Below are 21,336 nucleotides of genomic sequence, written 5' to 3'. Positions count from 1 at the left end.
GCGGGTACGTCAGCCGGCGCGGCGCCTGCGGATCCGGCGCACGATCAGCCAGATCACCAGGACGACGAACGCCACGAAGAGCAGGAAGATCACCAGCAGGAAGATGCCCAGCTTCTTGAGGAAGCTCTTCTTCTTTTTCTTCTTCTTGGGCTTGGCCAGGGTCACATGCGAGGCGTGTCCGAACGCCTGGTGCGCCGCCGCCGGTGCGGCGGCGGGCGCGAGCGCGCCGGACGCGGGCGGCGCGGACACCGTCCGCACCACCGCGCCCGGCGCCGCCTCGGCCGCCGCCGGGGCCACCAGGGCCGTGCCCAGGAGCAGGGCCAGTACCACGGCGAACTTCTTGCTCGTGTTGCTCATCGTGCGGCTTCCCTTCACGTCGTCCCCACCGCGAGGCCGGCCGTCGCCTCGACCTCCATCAGCGACGCGCTGTGCCTCTCCGCCTCAAAGGCTGCCCGCCCGCCGCGCAGGCCGAACAGGCGCTTGGAGAGCAGGATGTAGAGCACGGCGAGGACATTGAGCCCCAGCGTGGCGATCTTGAGGTAGCTGATCTTCTCGGTCAGCTCGTAGATCTCCAGCGGCAGGAACGCCGCCGTGGCCACCACGGTGAGGTACTCCGCCCAGCGCTCGGCCCGCCACAGCCCGACGGCCTCCACGATCTCGATCAGCGCGTACACGAGCAGCGCCGCAGCGACCGCCACCAGCGTGGAGTGCTTGTAGCCGAAGGACTTCTGGATGGTGTCCACGACCGGCGAGTGGTCGAGGTCGTAGTGGAAGTGCTGGAACACCGGGCGGAAGACGTCCAGGTTCTCGTCGAAGAGCCTGCGCACCGAGTCCTGGCTGTTGCTGAACTTCCACACCGCGGCCGCCACCAGGACGATGAACACCCCGCGCACCAGCCGCTCCACGGCCAGGAACCGCAGGATGAACAGATCCCGCAGCACCTTGCCGCGCGGCACCAGCGGCGCGTCGTCGGCGGGCCCCGAGCCGTGCGGGGTGCCGAGGGCGAAGTCGCCGCAGCGCAGACAGCGCCAGGCCTCGCCGAGCCCGGTGTGGGCGCGCAGCCGCTCGCGCAGCTCCGTCTCGCTCGGCTCGTACGTCACATGGCCCTTGCGCGCGCAGGTGCGCCGGTCCCAGTCGATCTTCATTCCGCTCGCTCTCCCCGCCACCCGCTGCCGGACGGACGCCCCGCACGGTAGTGGACACCTGTCCGGACGCGGTCAGCGGGTGGCGGGTTCCCGCTGCTCGGGAACGTCCGGGGCGGCGGTGTCCTTGGCGAGCGTGACCTCCGGCTTCTCCGGGGCGGCCGCCGCGTGCGGGTCGCTCGCCGCGAACGCGAGCTCGTCGAACGGGACGCGGCCCGCGAGGACCTCCTCGACCCGCGCCGTGTCGATCTCCTTGGTCCAGGTGCCCACCAGGACCGTGGCGACCGCGTTGCCCGCGAAGTTGGTCAGCGCCCGTGCCTCGCTCATGAAGCGGTCGATGCCGACGATCAGGCCGACGCCGTCGACGAGTTCGGGGCGGTGCGACTGGAGGCCGCCGGCCAGGGTCGCCATGCCCGCGCCGGTCACTCCGGCGGCGCCCTTGGAGGCGACGATCATGAACAGGAGCAGGGAGATCTGCTGTCCGGCGCCGAGCGGGTCACCCATGGCGTTGGCGATGAAGAGCGAGGACATCGTGAGGTAGATCGCGGTGCCGTCCAGGTTGAAGGAGTAGCCCGTCGGCACCGTGATGCCCGCCACCGACCGGCTCACGCCCAGGTGCTCCATCTTGGCGATCAGCCGGGGCAGCGCCGTCTCGGAGGAGGAGGTGGAGAGGATCAGCAGGAACTCGCGGCCCAGGTACTTCAGCAGCCGGAAGATGTTCACCCCGGCCAGCAGGCGCAGCAGCGTACCGAGGACGACGAAGACGAAGAGCGCGCAGGTGATGTAGAAGCCGACCATGATGACGGCCAGTGACTTCAGGGCGTCCGTGCCGGTCTCGCCGACCACCGCCGCGATGGCGCCGAACGCGCCGAGCGGCGCCGCCCACATCACCATCGACAGGATCCGGAAGACCAGCTTCTGGATGTGCCCGACGCCGCGCAGCACCGGCTCGCCCGCCGAGCCCATCGCCTGCAGCGCGAAGCCCACCAGCAGCGCGATCAGCAGGGTCTGCAGGACCTGGCCCTCGGTGAAGGAGGAGACCATCGTCTTGGGGATGATCCCGAGCAGGAACTCCGTGGTGGACTCGCCGGCCCCGGCCGCCTGCTTGGCGCCCGCGTGCCGGGTCGCCTCGGTGAGGTGGAGGCCGGAGCCGGGCTCCAGGATGTTGCCGACGACCAGGCCGATGGCGAGCGCCACGGTCGACATCACCATGAAGTAGCCGAGCGCGAGCCCGCCGACCGCGCCGACCTTGGCGGCCTTGCGGACCGATCCGATGCCGAGCACGATCGTGCAGAAGATGATCGGCGAGATCATCATCTTGATCAGGTTCACAAAGCCGGTGCCGATCGGCTTGAGCTCGACGGCCACCCCGGGGGCGGCGAAGCCGACGGTGATACCGGCGAGCACCGCGGCGATCACGGCGAGATACAGATAGTGCGTACGGTCCCGGCGTGCGGCTGCTGGGGTCACGGGGGTGCCTCCTCCTGCTTCCGTACGCGTCCCGCGTACGTGCGTCTGTGTTCCGGTGGCCCGATGGATCTCCGCGACTATCGCCCAGGCTGTGACGCCGGTCACCCTTGCGTGCATTTCGTTCACGCGCCTTGTCCGAACGGTGATGTGCGCGGGTGCACACTGTCCGGCATGCGCATACCCCGTCCCCGCAGCCTCGCGGGCCAGCTCTTCGCCATGCAGGTGGTGCTGGTCGCGGCGATCGTGGCGGGCTGCGCGCTCTACTCGTACGTCCAGGACCGGGCCCAGGCCGAGGAGACCGCGCGGCGCCAGACCACCGCCATCGCGACCGCCGTCGCCACCTCGCCCGCGGTGGTCGAGGCGGTCCGCTCCGAGGACCCGACGTCGGTCCTCCAGCCGTACGCGGAGACCCTGCGGCACACCTCCGGCGTCGACTTCGTGGTGATCCTCGCGCCGGACGGGACCCGCTGGACGCATCCCGTGCCCGGCGAGATCGGCCGCAAGTACCTCGGCGACATCCGGCCCGCGCTGCGCGGCGAGACGTTCAGCGAGACGCACATGGGGGTGCTCGGCCCTTCCGTACGGGTCGTCTCGCCGGTGCGCGACCACGGCCGGATCACCGCCCTGGTCAGCGCGGGCATCACCATCGACAAGATCAGCGAGCAGGTGCGCAAGCAGGTGGCGGCGCTGCTCGCGGTCGCCTCCGGAGTGCTGGCGTTCGGCGGCCTCGGCACATATGTGATCAACGCGCGGCTGCGGCGGCACACCCACGGGATGAACGCGGCCGAGCTGAGCCAGATGCACGACTATCACGAGGCCGCGCTGCACGCGGTGCGCGAGGGGCTGCTGATGCTGGACGGGCAGCGCAGGATCGCGCTGATCAACGACGGCGGCCGGGAGCTGCTCGGGCTCGGCGAGGACGCGGTGGGCCGGTCGGTGGCCGAGCTCGGGCTGCCCGCGCCGCTCGCCGGGGCGCTGCTCGCGAGCGAGCCGAGGGCGGACGAGGTCCATATGACGGCCGACCGGATCGTCGTGGTGAACACCCGGCCGGTCTCCAGCGGCGGCCGCCGGGGCACCGTGGTGACCCTGCGCGACCACACCGAACTCCAGCACCTCTCGGGCGAGCTGGACTCCGAGCGCGGGTTCACCCAGGCCCTGCGGGCGCAGGCGCACGAGGCCGCGAACCGGCTGCACGCGGTGGTCTCGCTGATCGAGCTGGGCCGGACCGAGGAGGCCGTGGAGTTCGCGACCGCCGAGCTGGAGCTCGCGCAGGCCCTCACCGACCAGGTCGTCACCGCCGTCGGCGAGCCGGTGCTCGCCGCGCTGCTGCTCGGCAAGGCGGCCCAGGCCAACGAGCACGGCGTCGAGCTGAGCCTGACGCAGGGCAGCGCGATCGAGGACGGGCTGCTGCCGCCGACCCTGCCGCCCCGCGATCTGGTCACGGTCCTGGGCAACCTGGTGGACAACGCGGTCGACGCGGCCCAGGGCAGCGTGGGCGCCCGGGTCGCGGTCACCCTCACCACCGAGGACGAGGAGCTGGTCGTCCGGGTCGCGGACAGCGGACACGGGGTCGATCCGGCCGCCGTGGAGGCCGTCTTCGAGCGCGGCTGGTCCACCAAGAGCCCGGGGCGCGGCATCGGGCTCGCGCTGGTGCGGATGACGGTCGCACGGCACGGCGGAAGCGTGGCGCTGACGCAGGGGCCTTACGGGGGCGCCGAGTTCACCGTCCGGCTGCCGCTGCGCGGTGAGGAGGTGCCGGTATGACGGCCGACGCGGCGCCCATCAGAGTGCTGGTGGTCGAGGACGACCCGGTCGCCGCCGACGCGCACCGGCTGTACGTCGGGCGGGTGCCCGGCTTCACGGTGGCCGGGACCGCCCACTCGCGCGCCGAGGCGCTGCGGGTGCTCGACCGCGTCGAGGTCGACCTGCTGCTGCTCGACCTCTATCTGCCCGACGGACACGGCCTCCAGCTGGTGCGCTCGCTGCGGGCCGCCGGGCACGGCGCCGATGTGATCGCGGTGACCTCGGCCCGCGATCTGACGATGGTGCGCGAGGGCGTCTCGCTCGGCGTCGTCCAGTACGTCCTGAAGCCCTTCACCTTCGCCACCCTGCGCGACCGGCTGGTGCGGTACGCCGAGTTCCGCGCGACCGCGGGCGAGGCCAGCGGGCAGGAGGAGGTCGACCGGGCCCTGTCGACCCTGCGCGTCCCGCAGCCGACGGCCCTGCCGAAGGGGCTGAGCGCGCCCACGCTCCAGGCGGTGACCCGCACCCTGCGGTCCTCGCCGACGGGCGTCACCGCCTCCGCGGCGGCCGAGGCGGTCGGCATCTCGCGCATCACGGCACGCCGCTATCTGGAGCACCTGGTCACCACGGGGCGCGCCGAGCGGACCCCGCAGTACGGGCAGATCGGACGCCCGGAGCTCCAGTACCGCTGGGTCGACTCCCGCCGCTGACAAGCTATTTGACGGCTCGTCAGGCATTCACGGTGGCCGACGGGCCCCATTGACCATGCCCCGGGGCGGCTTTACGTTCACCGGGCAGCCACTCGCTGCCCGAGGAGGTCGTGCCGTGCGCCCCACCGCCGTTGCCCCGCTGGTCCTCGCCACCGCGCTCGCCGCCGGTTCGCTCGCCGCCTGCGGCGGCGGCTCCGGCGGTGGCTCCGACACCGTCAAGGTCGCCTACAACCGCTCCACAGACAACAAGGTCCGCTTCAAGGACGCCTTCCTGGAGTCGGTGAAGCAGCAGTTCGAGAAGGACCACCCCGGCAAGAAGGTCAAGCTCGTCCCCATCCAGGCCCCGGACAACGACTACGCCACCAAGGCCCAGCAGATGATGCGCTCGGCCAAGACCGCGCCGGACCTGATCTACGAGGACACCTTCCGTATCAACTCCGACATCAAGGCCGGATATCTGAGACCCCTCGACGACAAGCTGGCCGCCTGGGACGCCTGGAGCCGCTTCGTCCCCACGGCGAAGGCGGCGGCCAAGGCGGAGGACGGCAGGACGTACGGCGTTCCCGACGGCACCGACACCCGGGGCCTGTGGTTCAACAAGCAGATCCTCGCCAAGGCGGGGCTGCCCGTCGACTGGCAGCCGAGGAACTGGGCGGACATCCTGGACGCCGCCCGCACGATCAAGAAGAAGGTTCCCGGCGTCATCCCGCTCAACGTCCTCACCGGCAAGGCGGTCGGCGAGGCGGCCGTGATGCAGGGCTTCGAGATGCTGCTGTACGGCACCGGCGAGAACCCGCTGTACGACCCGGCCGCCAAGAAGTGGGTCACCGGCTCCCAGGGCTTCAAGGACGCCCTCGACTTCGTACGGACGGTGTACGCGGAGAAGCTCGGCCCCGACGTCTCCGACGCGCTCGACCCCAATGTGAACACCCGCGTCGGCACCGAGTGGCTGCCGGAGGGCAGACTCGCGATCGCGCTGGACGGCTCGTGGCTGGGCCAGTTCTGGAGCGGCAAGGGCGCCAAGGACTGGCCGCAGTGGTCGAGCGTGCTCGGCCAGGCCGCGATGCCGACGAAGGACGGCGGGGCGCCCGGCCGGGTCTCCATGTCCGGCGGCTGGACCTGGGCGATCCCGCAGAAGGCCAAGAACCCCTCGCTGGCCTGGGAGTTCGTCCAGCAGATGCAGACGCCCGCGAACGCGGTGCAGTGGGATGTGGTGGACGCGCAGATCGCGGTGCGCGACGACGTGGCCGCCGACCCGGCGTATCTGCGCTCGACCCCGGGCATCGCCTTCTTCACCGGCCTGGTCAAGTACACCCACTACCGCCCCGCGCTGCCGGTCTATCCGCAGGTGTCGACGGCGATCGGCGAGGCGATGGAGGCGGTGACGACGGGTGACTCCTCGGCGGACGCGGCCAAGGCGTACGACGGCCAGGTCCGGACGATCACCGGGGGCGCGGTGACCTCACGGTGAGGGGCGCGGGGCGCCTGGGCGGGTATTGTCAAGGGGGCGAGGCTGCCCCGACATGATTTTTTTCGCCCTCGGGAGCCCCCGCCGCACCGCCCGCCCGAACCGCCCACCAGTACGACCGAGAAGCACGACGACGTACGACGACGAAGACAGAACGGGAGAGCACGCGTGACGCGCAGCGTGTACGTGACCGGGATCGACCGGGGGGACGGCCGCCAGGTCGTCGAGCTGGGAGTCATGGAGCTCCTGACCCGCCAAGTGGACCGCGTGGGCGTCTTCCGCCCCCTCGTGCACGACGGCCCGGACCGCCTCTTCGACCTGCTCCGCGCCCGCTACCGGCTGTCCCAGGACGCCGCGACGGTGTACGGGATGGACTACCACGAGGCCTCCACGCTCCAGGCCGAGCGCGGCACCGACGAGCTGGTCTCCCAGCTAGTCGAGCGCTTCCACAAGGTCGCCCGCGACTACGAGGTCGTCCTGGTCCTCGGCACCGACTTCGCCGCCACCCAGCTCCCGGACGAGCTGTCGCTCAACGCGCGGCTCGCCAACGAGTTCGGCGCGTCCGTGATCCCGGTGGTCGGCGGCAAGGGCCAGCCGGCCGAGTCGGTGCGGGCCGAGGCGCGCAACGCCCACCGCGCCTACGAGGCGCTGGGCTGCGATGTGCTGGCGATGGTCGTCAACCGGGTGAACCCGCAGGACCGCGAGGCCATCGCGGAGCGGCTCAAGGCCCGTCTCCCGGTGCCCTGCTACGTACTGCCCGACGAGCCCGCGCTGGCCGCGCCGACCGTCGCCCAGATCACCTCGGCGCTCGGCGGAACGGTTCTGCTCGGCGATGACGCCGGGCTCGCCCGGGACGCGCTCGACTTCGTCTTCGGCGGCGCGATGCTGCCGAACTTCCTCAACGCCCTGACCCCGGGCTGTCTGGTGGTGACCCCGGGCGACCGCGCCGACCTGGTGGTGGGCTCGCTGGCCGCGCACAGCGCCGGTACGCCCCCGATAGCGGGCGTCGTGCTGACCCTGGACGAGCGGCCCGGCGAGGCCATCCTCAAGCTCGCCGACCGCCTCGCGCCCGGCACCCCGGTGGTCGCCGTGACCGGCGGCTCCTTCCCGACGGCCGGCGAACTCTTCGCGCTGGAGGGCAAGTTGAACGCCTCGACCCCGCGCAAGGCGGAGACCGCGCTCGGTCTCTTCGAGCGGCACACGGACACCGCCGACCTGCTGGCCCGGATGTCGGTGGCCCGCAGCGGCCGCGTCACCCCGATGATGTTCGAGCACGAGCTCCTGGAGCAGGCACGGGCGAACCGCCGCCGGGTGGTGCTCCCCGAGGGCTCCGAGGAGCGCGTGCTGCGCGCCGCCGACGTGCTGCTGCGCCGCGACGTCTGCGAGCTCACCCTCCTCGGCGACGTCGAGGTCATCCGCAAGAAGGCCGCCGACCTCGGCATCGACGTCACCAAGTGCGAGATCGTCGACCCGCACACCTCCGAGCTGCGCCAGCGCTTCGCCGAGCGGTACGCCCAGCTGCGCGCGCACAAGGGCGTGACGGTGGAGCTCGCGTACGACGTGGTCGCGGACGTCAACTACTTCGGCACCCTGATGGTCCAGGAGGGTCTGGCCGACGGCATGGTCTCCGGCTCGGTGCACTCCACCGCCGCCACCATCCGCCCCGCCTTCGAGATCATCAAGACGAAGCCGGAGGCCTCCATCGTGTCGTCCGTCTTCTTCATGTGCCTCGCCGACAAGGTGCTCGTGTACGGCGACTGCGCGGTCAACCCGGACCCGAACGCCGAGCAGTTGGCCGACATCGCGGTCCAGGCGGCCGCCACCGCGGCCCAGTTCGGCGTGGACCCCCGGATCGCGATGCTCTCGTACTCGACCGGCACCTCCGGCTCGGGCGCCGACGTCGACAAGGTCCGTGAGGCCACCAAGCTGGTCCGCGAGGCGCGCCCGGACCTGCGGATCGAGGGGCCGATCCAGTACGACGCGGCCGTGGAGCCCTCGGTGGCCGCGACCAAGCTGCCGGAGTCGGAGGTGGCCGGGCAGGCCACCGTCCTGATCTTCCCGGACCTCAACACCGGCAACAACACCTACAAGGCCGTGCAGCGCTCGGCCGGCGCCGTGGCCGTGGGCCCGGTGCTCCAGGGTCTGCGCAAGCCGGTCAACGACCTCTCGCGCGGCGCCCTCGTCCAGGACATCGTCAACACCGTCGCCATCACGGCCATCCAGGCCCAGGCACAGGCAAAGGGGCAGGAGACCTCCGCATGACCAGCACCGACCCCACTCCGTCGCGCGTCCTCGTACTCAACTCCGGCTCCTCGTCGGTGAAGTACCAGCTGCTCGACATGGCCGACTCGGCGCGCCTCGCGGTGGGCCTGGTCGAGCGGATCGGCGAGGAGACCTCCCGTCTGGCGCACACCCCGCTGGCGACCGGCGGCGACCGGCGCGAGACGACCGGCCCGATCGCGGACCACGCGGCCGCGCTGAAGGCGGTCGCCGAGGAGCTCGCCAAGGACGGCCTGGGCCTCGACTCGCCCGAGCTCGCCGCGATCGGCCACCGGGTGGTGCACGGCGGGCTGAAGTTCAGCGCGCCCACCGTGATCACCGAGGAGGTCATGGCGGAGATCGAGCGGCTCGTCCCGGTCGCCCCGCTGCACAACCCGGCGAACATCACCGGCATCCGCACCGCGCAGTCCCTGCGCCCGGACCTGCCGCAGGTGGCCGTCTTCGACACCGCCTTCCACACCACGATGCCGGAGCACGCGGCCCGGTACGCGATCGACGTGGAGACCGCCGACGCACACCGCATCCGCCGCTACGGCTTCCACGGCACCTCGCACGCGTACGTCTCGCGCGAGACCGCGAAGCTGCTCGGCAAGGATCCCTCCGAGGTCAACGTCATCGTGCTGCACCTGGGCAACGGCGCCTCGGCGTCGGCCGTGCGCGGCGGGGTGTGCGTGGACACCTCGATGGGGCTCACGCCGCTGGAAGGCCTGGTCATGGGCACCCGCTCGGGCGACATCGACCCGGCGGTGACCTTCCATCTGGAGCGGGTCGCCGGGATGTCCACGGACGAGATCGACGTGCTGCTCAACAAGAAGAGCGGGCTCGTCGGGCTCTGCGGCGACAACGACATGCGCGAGATCCGCCGCCGGATCGACGCGGGCGACCAGCGCGCGGCGCTCGCCTTCGACATCTACATCCACCGGCTGAAGAAGTACATCGGCGCCTACTACGCGGTGCTCGGCAAGGTGGACGCGGTGGCCTTCACCGCCGGGGTGGGCGAGAACGCGGCGCCGGTGCGCGAGGCCGCCGTCCTGGGTCTGGAGGAGCTGGGGCTCGCGGTCGACGGCGAGCTCAACGCCGTACGATCCGACGCGCCGAGGCTGATCTCGCCGGAATACGCGCGGGTGGCCGTGGCAGTGGTACCCACGGACGAGGAGCTGGAGATCGCGACGCAGACGTACGCGCTGGTCCGGTCCGGCGACGGCGCGAGCGGTGCGGGCGCCTGAGACGAGGACCGGTCCTCGGGCCACGCCTGAGCGCGCCTCCGCCCATTTGTACATTCCACCAGACGGAATATTCCGGAGCGAAACAAACCGATAGGATCGCCTCATGCGCCGTTCCAAAATCGTCTGCACACTGGGCCCCGCCGTCGACTCCTACGAGCAGCTGACTGCTCTGATCGAGGCCGGTATGAACGTGGCCCGCTTCAACTTCAGCCACGGGACCCAGGCAGAGCACCAGGAACGGTACGACCGTGTCCGCAAGGCCGCCGCCGACACCGGTCAGGCGGTCGGTGTGCTCGCCGACCTCCAGGGACCCAAGATCCGCCTGGAGAAGTTCGCCGAGGGACCGGTCGAGCTGGTGCGCGGTGACGAGTTCACCATCACCACCGAGGACGTCCCGGGCGACAAGTCGATCTGCGGCACCACCTACAAGGGGCTGCCGGGCGACGTCTCCAAGGGCGACCCGATCCTGATCAACGACGGCAACGTCGAGCTCAAGGTGACCTCCGTCGAGGGCCCCCGGGTCAAGACCATCGTCATCGAGGGCGGTGTCATCTCCGACCACAAGGGCATCAACCTGCCCGGCGCGGCGGTGAACGTCCCGGCCCTGTCCGAGAAGGACGTCGAGGACCTGCGGTTCGCCCTGAAGATGGGCTGCGACCTGGTCGCGCTCTCCTTCGTCCGCGACGCCGACGACGTCAAGGACGTCCACAAGGTCATGGACGAGGTCGGCCGCCGGGTGCCGGTCATCGCCAAGGTGGAGAAGCCGCAGGCCGTCGAGCACATGGAGGGCGTCGTCATGGCGTTCGACGGTGTGATGGTGGCCCGTGGCGACCTCGCCGTCGAGTATCCGCTGGAGCGGGTCCCGATGGTGCAGAAGCGCCTCATCGAGCTGTGCCGCCGCAACGCCAAGCCGGTGATCGTGGCGACCCAGATGATGGAGTCGATGATCACCAACTCGCGCCCGACCCGCGCCGAGGCCTCCGACGTGGCCAACGCCATCCTGGACGGCGCGGACGCGGTCATGCTCTCCGCCGAGTCCTCGGTCGGCGCCTACCCGATCGAGACGGTCAAGACGATGTCCCGCATCGTCGAGGCCGCCGAGGAGGAGCTCCTCTCCAAGGGCCTCCAGCCGCTGGTCCCCGGCAAGAAGCCGCGTACGCAGGGCGGTTCGGTGGCCCGCGCGGCCTGCGAGATCGCGGACTTCCTGGACGGCAAGGCGCTGGTGGCGTTCACCAAGTCGGGTGACACCGCCCGCCGGCTGTGCCGCTACCGCACGGCCCAGCCGATCCTGGCCTTCACCACGGACGCCGGCACCCGCAACCAGCTCGCGCTGAGCTGGGGCGTCGAGTCGTTCGTCGTCCCGCACGTGGACAACACCGACGCGATGGTGGACCTCGTCGACGCGGAGCTGCTCAAGCTCAACCGCCACCACGAGGGCGACACGATGGTCATCACCGCCGGCTCGCCCCCCGGTGTCCCCGGCACCACCAACATGGTCCGGGTCCACCACCTGGGCGGCGGCCAGCAGGGCTGAGCCGTAAGGGCGTTCCCTCTCACGGCACCGAGGGCGGTACTCCGGAATCCTCCGGGGTACCGCCCTCGCCCGTACGCGAGAAGGGTTCTCCTCGAAGTCCGTTGCCCAGTCGCGGAGTGCCCGCAACAGGATCTACATATTCCGTGGGGTACGTTCGCGTTCATGCGTGCCCCGATAACTGTGCAGTTCAGCCGCCCGCTGGCCATCGCGGCCCTCACCGCGGCGGCGGTGGTCTCCGCTGTCGCCCCGGCGGCGGCCCACCCAGTGAAGCCGGGCACGCCCTCGCCCGGCAAGCCGACCCCCGGGGTACCGCGCGCCGGAGCCCCCAAGGAGCCCCCGGCGGCCATGTCCACGCTCGGCGGCGAGCAGTTGGGCCGCCCGGGACCCCAGACGGGCGTGGGCGCCCCCGCGCTGCCCGCCGGCCTCTCCTCCCTCGCCTGGATGGTCTCGGACGCGGACACGGGCCAGGTGCTGGCCGCCAGCAACGCCCACTGGCCGCTGCCGCCCGCCTCCACCCTCAAGATGCTCTTCGCGGACACGGTGCTGCCGGTGGTGCCGGGCACGGTGAGCCACAAGGTGGAGCCGGCGGAGCTGGCCGGCATGGGCGACGGCAGCAGCGCGGTGGGGATCGTCCCGGGCCAGACGTATCTGGGCGCGGACCTGTGGCGGGGCGTGTTCCTGCGCTCGGGCAACGACGCGGTGCACGTCCTGGCCGCCATGAACGGCGGCGTACCGAAGACCGTGACGGACATGCAGGCGAAGGCGGAGTCCCTGGGCGCCAAGGACACCCACGTCCGCAGCCCCGACGGCTACGACGCGGAGGGCCAGGTGTCCTCCGCGTACGACCTGACGCTGTTCCTGCGCTCCGGCCTGCGCAACAAGGACTTCAAGGAGTACTGCGCGACGGCGGACGCCAAGTTCCCCGGCGGCCCGAACACCAAGGGCAAGCCGTTCGGGATCTCCAACACCAACCGCATGCTCTCGGGCATCGGCGGCGTGTCCAAGTACCCCGGCCTGATCGGCGGCAAGAACGGCTACACGACCCACGCGGGCAACACTCTCGCGGAGGCGGCCACCCGCGACGGCCACACCATCCTGGTGACGGTGATGAACCCCCAGGAGAACAAGCACGACAAGGTCTACACGGAGACCCGCGCGCTGCTGGACTGGGGCTTCGCGGCGGTGGGCAGGGCCAAGCCGGTGGGCACCCTGGACCCGGCGAAGCCCACGCCCCCGGCCAAGCCGAAGGGCACGGCCTCGGCCACGACGGACTCCTCCGGCCTGGGCGTCCTGGGCTGGACGGGACTGGGCGCGGGGGCCGCGGTCGCGGCGGGGGGCGGCGTATGTGGTGCTGAAGCGGCGGCCGGTGAAGCGGCGGCGGGTGTGAGGGACCGAACGAGCAGTGGCCCGCACCTGATGGGGTGCGGGCCACGGCCCGACTGCGGCTCCCGGATGGGTCCTTGTACGGCGGCGTGCTACTCGGGATTGCCGTCCGTGATGTAGTTCTGCAGGCCCGGGACCGTCAGCGTGCCGCCGAACTGGCCCGCCTGGTGGACCGTCGCGTTCGTGAAGAACACGAGCGGGATGTTCAGGGGCGGCGGGGTCTGCGGGCTGAACGTGATCGGGATGAGGCCGAAGAGGTTGCCCTTCAGCTCCTCCGTGTACATCGTCACCGGACCGTCGGTAATGGTCGATGTCGAGCCCGAGCGCCCCTTGACGTGGGCGGTGGTCGGCTTGCCGTTCAGCTCCGGGCCGTACACCAGCTGGTGCAGGTTGTCGATGCCCACGTACGACGCCGTGAACTTCAGCACCTTCTTGACCTTGCCGCTGCCCGTCTTGACCTCGACGATGCCCTTGTAGTCGAGACCGCGCAGGTCCAGCTTGGAGGTCTTGAGGATCCACGGCTGGTCCGGCAGCAGCGGGACGTCCGAGGCAAGCTTGGCGTTGGCGAGGGCCTTGGGGTCCGCAGTCGGGCACGGGAAGGGCTGCTTGGCGCCGTCGGGGACGTCGGTGTCCTTCTTGGCCTCCAGGCCCTTGGCGCCGTCCGCCAGGTCCTCGACCTTCTGGCCGGCCTGCCCGGCCGCCGCACGGATCGCGTCGGCCGTCTTGTCGGCGGGCGAGGTCACCGGCTTGGTGGCCGGCTTGCTGGGCGTGGTCTTCGGCGCCGGAGCCTTGGTCGTGGGCTTCGACGTCGGGGCCGTGGCGGACGGCGTCGGGGTCGCCGCCGTCGCCGACTTGCTCGGGTGTACGCCCAGGATGTCGCCCAGCACGTCCCCCAGGCCCAACGGGTCCAGCGGGTTGGTGGACTTGGTGGGCGCGGGCGCCGTGGACGGCTTGGCCGTGGGCGCCTGGGTGGGCGTGGACCCGGAGGAGCCGGACTGCGGCTTCGCCTTGTCCGCCGACGGCGTGGTCGACGGGGTCGGCTCCTTGTCCTTGTCCGAGGACGGCGAGGACGAGGACGACGGACTCGGCGTGCCGGTCTTGCTCGACGACGGGCTGGGCGACTTCGACGGGCTCGCCGACTCGCTCGGCTGGTCGGAGCGCGTCACACAGGGACCCGGCGCGAACGGGATGTCCGTCTTGTCGTCCGCCATCGCCAGCTTGGGCGTGAGGCTCATCCCGACGAACATGGCCGTCGGCATGGCGGCCAGCGCCATCGCCTTGCCCGCGGGCATGTGCAGCTTCGTCAGCAGCGACTTCCGCGGGGCCGCGTGCCGCGGCCCGCCTCTCTCACGGGAGTCGCCGCCTCCGGTCGAGTCCAGCTGCGTCTCGTCACCCCGCACTGTTCCTCCCGCCATTGGCGTCGACTGTCGTTTCGGTGACGGCGGTTCCGGACTCCTCCTCGCGCGGGCCGGGGACGGTCTGGCCGTCCGGCTCGTCGCCCGAGGGGTCGCCCGCCTGAGCGCGCCGGTCGCGCCGCTTCGGCTTCGCCGGCACCCACGACAGCGCGAGCGCGCCGCCGAAGAGAGCGAGCAGGAAGCCCATCAGGAAGCCGCCGATGTTCGCCACGGGCAGGGAGATCAGCGCGAGCAGGATGGCCGCGACACCCGCGAAGACCCTGACCTGCTGGTGGTACCAGATGGTCAGGCCGAGCGTCATCAGCAGTACGCCGATGATCAGCGAGCCGGCGCCCGCCGTGGTGGACATGGCCAGCGTGATGTTCCCGAGGTGGAGATTGGCGTACGGGAAGTACGCGATGGGCACGCCACCGGCCATGGTGTACAGGCCCGCCCAGAACGGACGGCTGCCCCGCCAGGCCCGGAAACGAAGCCGCCAGTAGGTGAAACCGCGGGAACCTGTGGTCTCGGCGCTCATGGAAAACAGCTCCCTGGTACCGCTGTTGCTGTGAAAGTGAAGAGGTCCCGGTGGCCGTGAGGCCGTGCTCTCTCAGCGGCCACCGGGGGAAGTGCCTAGTGCTTCAGCTGGCACTCGTTGGCGCCCGTGGACAGCCGCAGCTTGAGGCCACTGAGCTTGAAGCTGCCGGCGGTGGTCGCCCACGCACGCTGCTCCACGTTCCTCAGGGTGGCGTGCTCGGCGCGCTGCGCGAACCCGTACGGGTTCGACTTCGGCGTCGCGTTCCCCTGCATCTTCGTCTTGCCGTTGGCCGAGCCCTCGCCGGCCGCGACACCGATGTCGATGTTCTTGAACTCGGCGTCGGTGTCGAGCTGGGACACATCGAGGTAGATGTTGTCCGCCTTGACCGGCTCGCTGCCGCCGCCCGCGTTCAGCGTCATCGTGATGTTGCCGAAGATCGGGACCTTCGGCGTGACCACGGACTGGCACATGTTGTAGATCTCGGCGTGGCTGAAGCCCGAGACGACAACGGGGTGCGCGGCCTTGTTGCCCTCAAGGTCCGTACCGGTGGCGACCGACCCGTACTGGAGGAGGTCGTCACCTTCCAACCGGTCCGCCGTGACCTTGAAGTCGACCCCGGACACACTGAACGACGCCGCCAGCGCACCCTGGGCGAGCCCGATGCCTATCGCCGCCGTGGCAGCCACGCTGGGCACCATGACCAGCGCGAACCGCTTCCATCTGGTCCCGCCACGAACTTGGGACTCCATGACTTTCCTCCTTCTCGGACGTACATCTCCGGGACGGACCCTCGCAGGCTGTCCAGGGATGGGAGAAGTGCTACGTCCTCGGGAAGGAGCGCCCGAGCCTCAGGCGCGTACCGCGTCCGAATCACCGGCGATCACCCCCGAGCGACAACCACTGGTCGCGCCTGACGCATCACGCACAACCTGCTGGACAGGCCCCGCCGTACGGCAGAGACCCCCCTGTCCACGGTCGGCGGGACTGGCCGCCGGCCGGCTCGGTGGGGACCCAGGAAACGCCCAGCGCCGAGTGGGTGTCGGGCTGGTGCGTTATTGGACCGAGCGTGGCCGATCGTGGTCCATTCGGAGGAGGGGCGCAAGGGGGTTCGTTACTTGCCAGTAACGGAGGGATAACCGTGGTACGACAGCCCGGCATCGGGCCGCCACACTTCGTACCCCCAAGTCACTGGACAGAAGGGGAAATAGACGTCTCAATACGGACGTAAGAAGCAGTTCAATTTACTGCCAGTAACAGCGACCGCGTTTACCAAGTTTTGGTAAAGCGCGGTCGCCGCTTGTCTCCGTGTCGCCAAATCGTCAGCGGTGTACACACGCGCGATGACAGCTCAGCGCCCCTGGAGCGGCCCGGGCACGGGCCTCGGTTCAGTAAAGAACTCGCGCCAGCGCGCTCCGCGCCTTGGACACCCGCGGGTCGTCCGGGCCGACCACTTCGAAGAGTTCGAGCAGTCGCAGCCGCGCCGCGTTGCGGTCGTCGCCCGCGGTCACCCGGGCGGCCTCGACGAGCCGGCCGAAGGCGTCCTCGACGTGTCCGCCGACCAGGTCCAGATCCGCCGCGGCGATCTGGGCGGTGACGTCGGCGGGCTTCTCGGCCGCGTCCTTGCGGACCTGCTGCGGGTCCATGTCCTGGACCCGGCGCAGCAGTTCGGCCTGGGCGAGGCCGAGCTTGGCCTCGGGGTGGCCGGGGTCGTCGGCGAGCACGTTCTTGTACGCCTGGACCGCGCCGGCCAGATCGCCGGAGTCCAGGGCCGTGACGGCCGCTTCGAGCAGGGCGTCGTAAGGGCCGACCGGAGCCGCCGCGGGAGCCTGCGAGAGCTCCGCGTCCGCGTCGACGGCGATGCCGGTGAGACCGAAGCGCTCCTCGGCCACCTGGATCAGCTGGTCGAGGGTCTCGCGGATCTGCTGCTCGGGGGCCGCGCCCTGGAAGAGGGGCAGCGCCTGCCCGGCGACCACCGCGAAGACCGCCGGGATCCCCTGGATCCCGAACTGCTGCATCAGCATCTGGTTGGCGTCGACATCGATCTTGGCCAGAAGGAAGCGGCCGTTGTACTCCGCGGCCAGCCGCTCCAGGAGCGGGCCGAGCTGCTTGCACGGCTCGCACCACTCGGCCCAGAAGTCGATGACGACCGGCACCTCGGCCGAGCGCTGGAGGATGTCGCGCTCGAACCCGGCCTCGTCTACATCGATGACGAGGGCCGACGGCGGTACGGCCGCGCCCCCGCCCTGGCGGGCGGCCTCGACTCGGGCCTGCTCCGCCTTGGCCTTGGCCTCACCGGCCGCCTTCACCGCGGCGAGGTCGACGACGCCGCTCATGGACATGTTCCTAGGCTGCATGCGTACATCCTCCCCCTTCCGCGCGCGTGTGTGGTCAACCGGTGGCAGGATCCCGGCGCACCCGGGTCCCCACCCGGCGCCTGCGGTCCTGCGGTACTGCTGGTTCGTGGTCGTCGCTCAAAGACCGTCCGAGTCTTTCGCTACGAGTCGTAGCGTAACTGGAGTCGCTACGGGAGACCCTCCGGGGGGCCGTGATCTCCCCCACAGCGCGCCCCCCGGCACTTTCCTTACTGGCCGGTATGGTCGTACGTCATGTGTTCCGAACCCAGCCCCGGCAGAACCGCCCGCCCCGGCCGCCCCCGCAGCGCCGAGGCGGACGCGGCGATCCTGCTGGCGACCCGGCAGGCGCTGGTGGAGCTGGGCTGGTCGAAGCTGACGATGGGGGACGTGGCGACCCGCGCGGGCGTCGCCAAGACGACGCTGTACCGGCGCTGGGCGGGCAAGAACGAGCTGGTCGTGGACGCGGTGGCGGTCCTCTTCGACGAGCTCGAACTCCCCGACCTCGGCAGCCTCGCGGCGGACGTGGAGGGCGTGGTGCTCCAGTTCGCGTCGATCCTGGAACGCCCCGAGACGAAGACGGCGCTGATGGCGGTGGTCGCGGAGTCCACGCGCGACGACGCCCTGCGCGGACGGATCCGCTCGGCGATCGTGGACCGCCAGAAACGGCTCGTACTGATCGGCCGTGAGCGGGCGCAGGTGCGGGGCGAACTCCCCTACGAGGACGACGCGGCCGCCTCCGCGCGCCACGCGGACCTCATCTTCGACGTGGTCGCGGGGGCGGTGGTGCATCGCGCTCTGGTGAGCGCGGAGCCGGTGGACCGGGAGTGGGCCCGGGAATTCACCCTCCTGATCTGCACGGGCCTACAGACCCCCACCCCGCTCTAGCCCCCCTCGGCGCCCGGCCTTTGCCTGCGGCCCGGTGGGGACTGCCCCCTTGGGCCCGGCCTCTGCCTGCGGCCCAAGGGGGCTGCCCCCTTGGGCCTGGCCTCTGCCTACGGCCCGGTGGGGGCTGGTCGCGCAGTTCCCCGCGCCCCTTTTCGGCCCGGACTTTGCCTGCGGCCCGGTGGCGGGTTGCTCGCGCAGTTCCCCGCGCCCCTAACCCCGTGGTCTTCTGCGGACCGTGGTCGGCTGGTCGCGCAGTTCCCCGCGCCCCTTAGGTAGCCCGGCCCCAGCCACGTCCAGCCCCTCGGGCGGCAGTGATTCGGCCCCTCCGGTTGCGCGTCCAGTACCTCGGGCGGCAGCGAGTCAGCACCTCCGGTTGCACAATCCAGCCCCTCGGGGCGGCTGCGATTCAGCCCCTGCGGCTGCCCATCCAGCCTCTCCGGCGCGTGCATTCAGCCCCAAGACCGGGCCAAACAAGCCCCCACCGGCCCGCAGGTGAAGTCCGGGCACAAAACGCGCGCGCTAGAACCCCGCCGGCTCCGTGTAGATGCCCCACTCGTCGCGCAGCACCCCGCAGATCTCGCCCAGCGTCGCCTCCGCCCGCACCGCCTCCAGCATCGGCGCGATCATGTTCGAGCCGTCGCGCGCGGCGGCGAGCATCGCGTCCAGAGACGCCCGCACGCGTGCCTCGTCCCGGCCCGCCTTGCGGTCCGCCAGGGCCCGGACCTGCTCCCGCTCCACCTCGTGGCTGACCCGCAGGATCTCCAGGTCCCCGGTGACCGAGCCGTGGTGCACGTTGACACCCACGACCCGCTTGTCGCCCTTCTCCAGGGACTGCTGGTACTGGAACGCCGACTCGGCGATCTCGCCGGTGAACCAGCCGTCCTCGATGCCGCGCAGGATGCCCGAGGTGATCGGGCCGATGGGGTGCTGCCCGTCGGGGTGCGCCCGCCGCCCGCGCTCCTTGATCTGGTCGAAGATCTTCTCGGCGTCCGCCTCGATACGGTCGGTGAGCTGCTCCACGTACCAGGCGCCGCCCAGCGGGTCGGCCACATTGGCCACACCCGTCTCCTCCATGATCACCTGCTGCGTCCGCAGGGCGATCTCGGCGGCCTGCTCGCTCGGCAGGGCGAGCGTCTCGTCCAGGGCGTTGGTGTGCAGCGAGTTGGTGCCGCCGAGGATCGCGGAGAGCGCCTCGACCGCCGTCCGTACGACGTTGTTGTACGGCTGCTGGGCGGTGAGCGAGACACCGGCCGTCTGGGTGTGGAAGCGCAGCCACTGCGCCTTGTCGGACTTCGCCCCGTACACCTCCTTCATCCAGCGGGCCCAGATCCGGCGCGCGGCGCGGAACTTGGCGATCTCCTCGAAGAAGTCGAGGTGCGCGTCGAAGAAGAAGGACAGACCGGGCGCGAAGACGTCCACGTCGAGGCCGCGGCTGAGGCCCAGCTCGACGTAGCCGAAACCGTCCGCAAGGGTGTACGCCAGCTCCTGCGCGGCCGTCGCCCCGGCCTCGCGGATGTGGTAGCCGGAGACCGAGAGCGGCTTGTAGGCGGGAATCCCGGCCGCGCAGTGCTCCATCAGGTCGCCGATGAGGCGCAGATGCGGCTCGGGCTGGAAGAGCCACTCCTTCTGGGCGATGTACTCCTTGAAGATGTCGGTCTGGAGCGTGCCGTTGAGGATGCCCGGGTCCACGCCCTGCCGCTCGGCGGCGACCAGGTACATGCAGAACACCGGCACGGCGGGGCCGCTGATCGTCATCGACGTGGTGACGTCACCGAGCGGGATGTCCTTGAACAGGACCTCCATGTCGGCGGCCGAGTCGATGGCGACACCGCAGTGGCCGACCTCGCCCAGCGCGCGCGGGTCGTCGGAGTCGCGGCCCATCAGGGTCGGCATGTCGAAGGCGACGGAGAGGCCGCCGCCGCCCGCCTTGAGGATCATCTTGTAGCGCTCGTTGGTCTGCTCGGCGTTGCCGAACCCGGCGAACTGCCGGATGGTCCAGGTCCGGCCCCGGTAGCCGGTCGCGTGGAGACCCCGGGTGTACGGGTACTCGCCGGGCCATCCGATCCGCTCGAAGCCCTCGTAGGTGTCCCCGGGGCGGGGGCCGTAGACCGGGTCGACCGGGTCCCCGGAGAGCGTGGTGAAGTCCGCGTCCCGCTTGCGGGCCTTGTCGTAACGGGCCTGCCAGCGTCGGCGGCCCTCCTCGATGGCGTCAGCGTCCATACCTTCGAATTTACTAGGACGTCCTAGTAAATGTCGATGGCCGACCGCCCACGGTTCTCCGTGGGCGGTGGGGTTACGCCTGGGCCGCGACCGGCGCCGGGTCCGTGACCAGGGCCTCTACCTCGCGGGAGACCTTGCGCTCGACGAAGAAGGCGGCGGTGGGAATGGTGCCCGCGATCAGCACCCACAGCTGCTTGCCGACCGGCCACTTCGCCTTGGAGCCGAGATCGAAGGCGCAGACCAGGTACAGGACGTACAGCCAGCCGTGCGCGATGCCCACGATCTTGGTGAAGTCGGCCGCGCCGTCCATGTCCAGCAGGTACTTGGCGATGACGCCGAGGGTCAGCAGGACGAGGAGGACGCCCGTGATGTAGGCCATCACCCGATACCGGGTCAGCACGCTCTTTTTCATGCCTACGAGCGTAACGGCCGCCAACCCGCGATCTTGGCCGGGCCCGCCTTCGGGGGCTACTCGTCCTCGAAGTCGCGCGCCGAGACGCGAAGGGGCCGCAGCAGGGCGAAGATCTCGCCGCACTCCTCGGAGTCGTACACCCCGAGCCCGAAATCCATCTCCATCAGATCCCGCGTCGCGTTCTCGACGACCTCGCGCCCCTTGTCCGTGATGGACGCCAGCGTGCCCCGCCCGTCGTTCGGGTTGGGACGCTTGTCCACCAGACCGGACCGGACCAGCCGGTCCACCGTGTTGGTCACCGACGTCGGGTGGACCATCAGCCGCTCGCCGATCTTGGACATCGGCAGCTCACCCGCCTTGGAGAAGGTGAGCAGCACCAGCGCCTCGTACCGCGCGAAGGTCAGCCCGTACGGCTTGACGACCGCGTCGACCTCGGCGAGCAGGATCTGGTGCGCGCGCATGATCGAGGTGATCGCCCCCATCGAGGGGACCGGTCCCCAGCGCTGCTGCCAGAGTTCGTCGGCGCGGGCGATGGGGTCGAACGGGAGGCTGAGCGGCTTCGGCACGGATCGACCTT

At 70.6% G+C, this 21,336-nt stretch carries 18 protein-coding genes; 8 read left to right on the top strand and 10 right to left on the bottom strand.

Annotation, left to right across the window (positions count from 1 at the left end; genetic code table 11):
• Nucleotides 1–9: 9 nt before the first annotated feature.
• From A8W25_RS34490 to A8W25_RS22440, 3 genes are all read right to left on the bottom strand, one after another.
• On the bottom strand, nucleotides 10–357 hold the full coding sequence (locus tag A8W25_RS34490) for a hypothetical protein (RefSeq protein ID WP_199831791.1): 348 nt from the start codon (nucleotides 355–357) through the stop codon (nucleotides 10–12).
• Between the two features lie 14 nt (nucleotides 358–371).
• A complete protein-coding gene (locus A8W25_RS22445; RefSeq protein ID WP_067164038.1) occupies nucleotides 372–1,145 on the bottom strand; it encodes a DUF2127 domain-containing protein in 774 nt (257 codons plus the stop codon).
• 72 nt (nucleotides 1,146–1,217) lie between these two features.
• The gene (locus A8W25_RS22440) at nucleotides 1,218–2,612 is read right to left on the bottom strand and encodes a cation:dicarboxylate symporter family transporter (protein ID WP_067164036.1); all 1,395 of its coding nucleotides are present in this window, start codon (nucleotides 2,610–2,612) and stop codon (nucleotides 1,218–1,220) included.
• Between the two features lie 171 nt (nucleotides 2,613–2,783).
• Between A8W25_RS22440 and A8W25_RS22435 the strand changes: the two genes are divergently transcribed.
• From A8W25_RS22435 to A8W25_RS22405, 7 genes are all read left to right on the top strand, one after another.
• Nucleotides 2,784–4,376 carry a sensor histidine kinase gene (locus A8W25_RS22435; RefSeq protein WP_067164035.1) on the top strand — a complete coding sequence of 531 codons (1,593 nt, stop codon included), beginning with the start codon at nucleotides 2,784–2,786 and terminating at the stop codon, nucleotides 4,374–4,376.
• Nucleotides 4,373–5,065, top strand: a complete 693-nt coding sequence (locus A8W25_RS22430) for a response regulator (RefSeq protein ID WP_067164033.1) — start codon at nucleotides 4,373–4,375, stop codon at nucleotides 5,063–5,065. Before A8W25_RS22435 ends, A8W25_RS22430 begins: the two co-directional genes overlap by 4 nt.
• 115 nt (nucleotides 5,066–5,180) lie before the next feature.
• Nucleotides 5,181–6,536, top strand: a complete 1,356-nt coding sequence (locus A8W25_RS22425; RefSeq protein ID WP_234386526.1) for an extracellular solute-binding protein — start codon at nucleotides 5,181–5,183, stop codon at nucleotides 6,534–6,536.
• A gap of 165 nt (nucleotides 6,537–6,701) precedes the next feature.
• A complete protein-coding gene (gene pta / locus A8W25_RS22420) occupies nucleotides 6,702–8,795 on the top strand; it encodes a phosphate acetyltransferase (protein WP_067164029.1) in 2,094 nt (697 codons plus the stop codon).
• The gene (locus tag A8W25_RS22415; RefSeq protein WP_067164027.1) at nucleotides 8,792–10,039 is read left to right on the top strand and encodes an acetate kinase; all 1,248 of its coding nucleotides are present in this window, start codon (nucleotides 8,792–8,794) and stop codon (nucleotides 10,037–10,039) included. The genes pta and A8W25_RS22415 overlap by 4 nt, the downstream gene beginning before the upstream one ends.
• A 103-nt stretch (nucleotides 10,040–10,142) precedes the next feature.
• The gene (gene pyk / locus A8W25_RS22410; protein WP_067164025.1) at nucleotides 10,143–11,573 is read left to right on the top strand and encodes a pyruvate kinase; all 1,431 of its coding nucleotides are present in this window, start codon (nucleotides 10,143–10,145) and stop codon (nucleotides 11,571–11,573) included.
• Nucleotides 11,574–11,735: 162 nt separating this feature from the next.
• Entirely contained in the window at nucleotides 11,736–13,076 is a 1,341-nt protein-coding gene (locus A8W25_RS22405; RefSeq protein ID WP_079126252.1) for a D-alanyl-D-alanine carboxypeptidase family protein, read from the top strand.
• Here the strand turns inward: A8W25_RS22405 and A8W25_RS22400 are convergent.
• The 4 genes from A8W25_RS22400 to A8W25_RS22385 all read right to left on the bottom strand — a co-directional run bounded on the left by A8W25_RS22400 (nucleotide 13,049) and on the right by A8W25_RS22385 (nucleotide 17,242).
• Complete coding sequence (locus tag A8W25_RS22400; protein ID WP_067164022.1) at nucleotides 13,049–14,356, bottom strand: hypothetical protein; 1,308 nt, start codon at nucleotides 14,354–14,356, stop codon at nucleotides 13,049–13,051. The two genes, A8W25_RS22405 and A8W25_RS22400, sit on opposite strands and share 28 nt — an antisense overlap.
• Nucleotides 14,346–14,888 (bottom strand): DUF6114 domain-containing protein, encoded by a 543-nt coding sequence (locus A8W25_RS22395; protein WP_067164020.1) that lies wholly within the window; start codon nucleotides 14,886–14,888, stop codon nucleotides 14,346–14,348. Before A8W25_RS22395 ends, A8W25_RS22400 begins: the two co-directional genes overlap by 11 nt.
• Nucleotides 14,889–14,983: 95 nt before the next feature.
• Nucleotides 14,984–15,637, bottom strand: coding sequence for a DUF6230 family protein (locus tag A8W25_RS22390; protein ID WP_067164018.1), 654 nt, complete (start codon nucleotides 15,635–15,637; stop codon nucleotides 14,984–14,986).
• 636 nt (nucleotides 15,638–16,273) lie between these two features.
• Nucleotides 16,274–17,242 (bottom strand): tetratricopeptide repeat protein, encoded by a 969-nt coding sequence (locus A8W25_RS22385; RefSeq protein ID WP_079126251.1) that lies wholly within the window; start codon nucleotides 17,240–17,242, stop codon nucleotides 16,274–16,276.
• A gap of 252 nt (nucleotides 17,243–17,494) precedes the next feature.
• Here A8W25_RS22385 and A8W25_RS22380 point away from each other — a divergent pair, with 252 nt between their 5' ends.
• A complete protein-coding gene (locus tag A8W25_RS22380) occupies nucleotides 17,495–18,127 on the top strand; it encodes a TetR/AcrR family transcriptional regulator (protein WP_067164014.1) in 633 nt (210 codons plus the stop codon).
• A 519-nt stretch (nucleotides 18,128–18,646) separates the two neighbouring features.
• Here A8W25_RS22380 and A8W25_RS22375 read toward each other — a convergent pair.
• The 3 genes from A8W25_RS22375 to A8W25_RS22365 all read right to left on the bottom strand — a co-directional run bounded on the left by A8W25_RS22375 (nucleotide 18,647) and on the right by A8W25_RS22365 (nucleotide 21,325).
• The gene (locus A8W25_RS22375) at nucleotides 18,647–20,347 is read right to left on the bottom strand and encodes an acyl-CoA mutase large subunit family protein (protein ID WP_067164012.1); all 1,701 of its coding nucleotides are present in this window, start codon (nucleotides 20,345–20,347) and stop codon (nucleotides 18,647–18,649) included.
• Nucleotides 20,348–20,420: 73 nt separating this feature from the next.
• On the bottom strand, nucleotides 20,421–20,759 hold the full coding sequence (locus A8W25_RS22370) for a DUF3817 domain-containing protein (RefSeq protein ID WP_067164010.1): 339 nt from the start codon (nucleotides 20,757–20,759) through the stop codon (nucleotides 20,421–20,423).
• A gap of 56 nt (nucleotides 20,760–20,815) precedes the next feature.
• The gene (locus A8W25_RS22365; RefSeq protein WP_067164008.1) at nucleotides 20,816–21,325 is read right to left on the bottom strand and encodes a MarR family winged helix-turn-helix transcriptional regulator; all 510 of its coding nucleotides are present in this window, start codon (nucleotides 21,323–21,325) and stop codon (nucleotides 20,816–20,818) included.
• Nucleotides 21,326–21,336 lie beyond the last annotated feature (11 nt).

It is taken from the genome of Streptomyces sp. ERV7, from assembly GCF_001653515.1.
In the GTDB taxonomy this organism is placed as follows: domain Bacteria; phylum Actinomycetota; class Actinomycetes; order Streptomycetales; family Streptomycetaceae; genus Streptomyces.
This window is presented reverse-complemented; position numbering and strand designations above follow the sequence as displayed.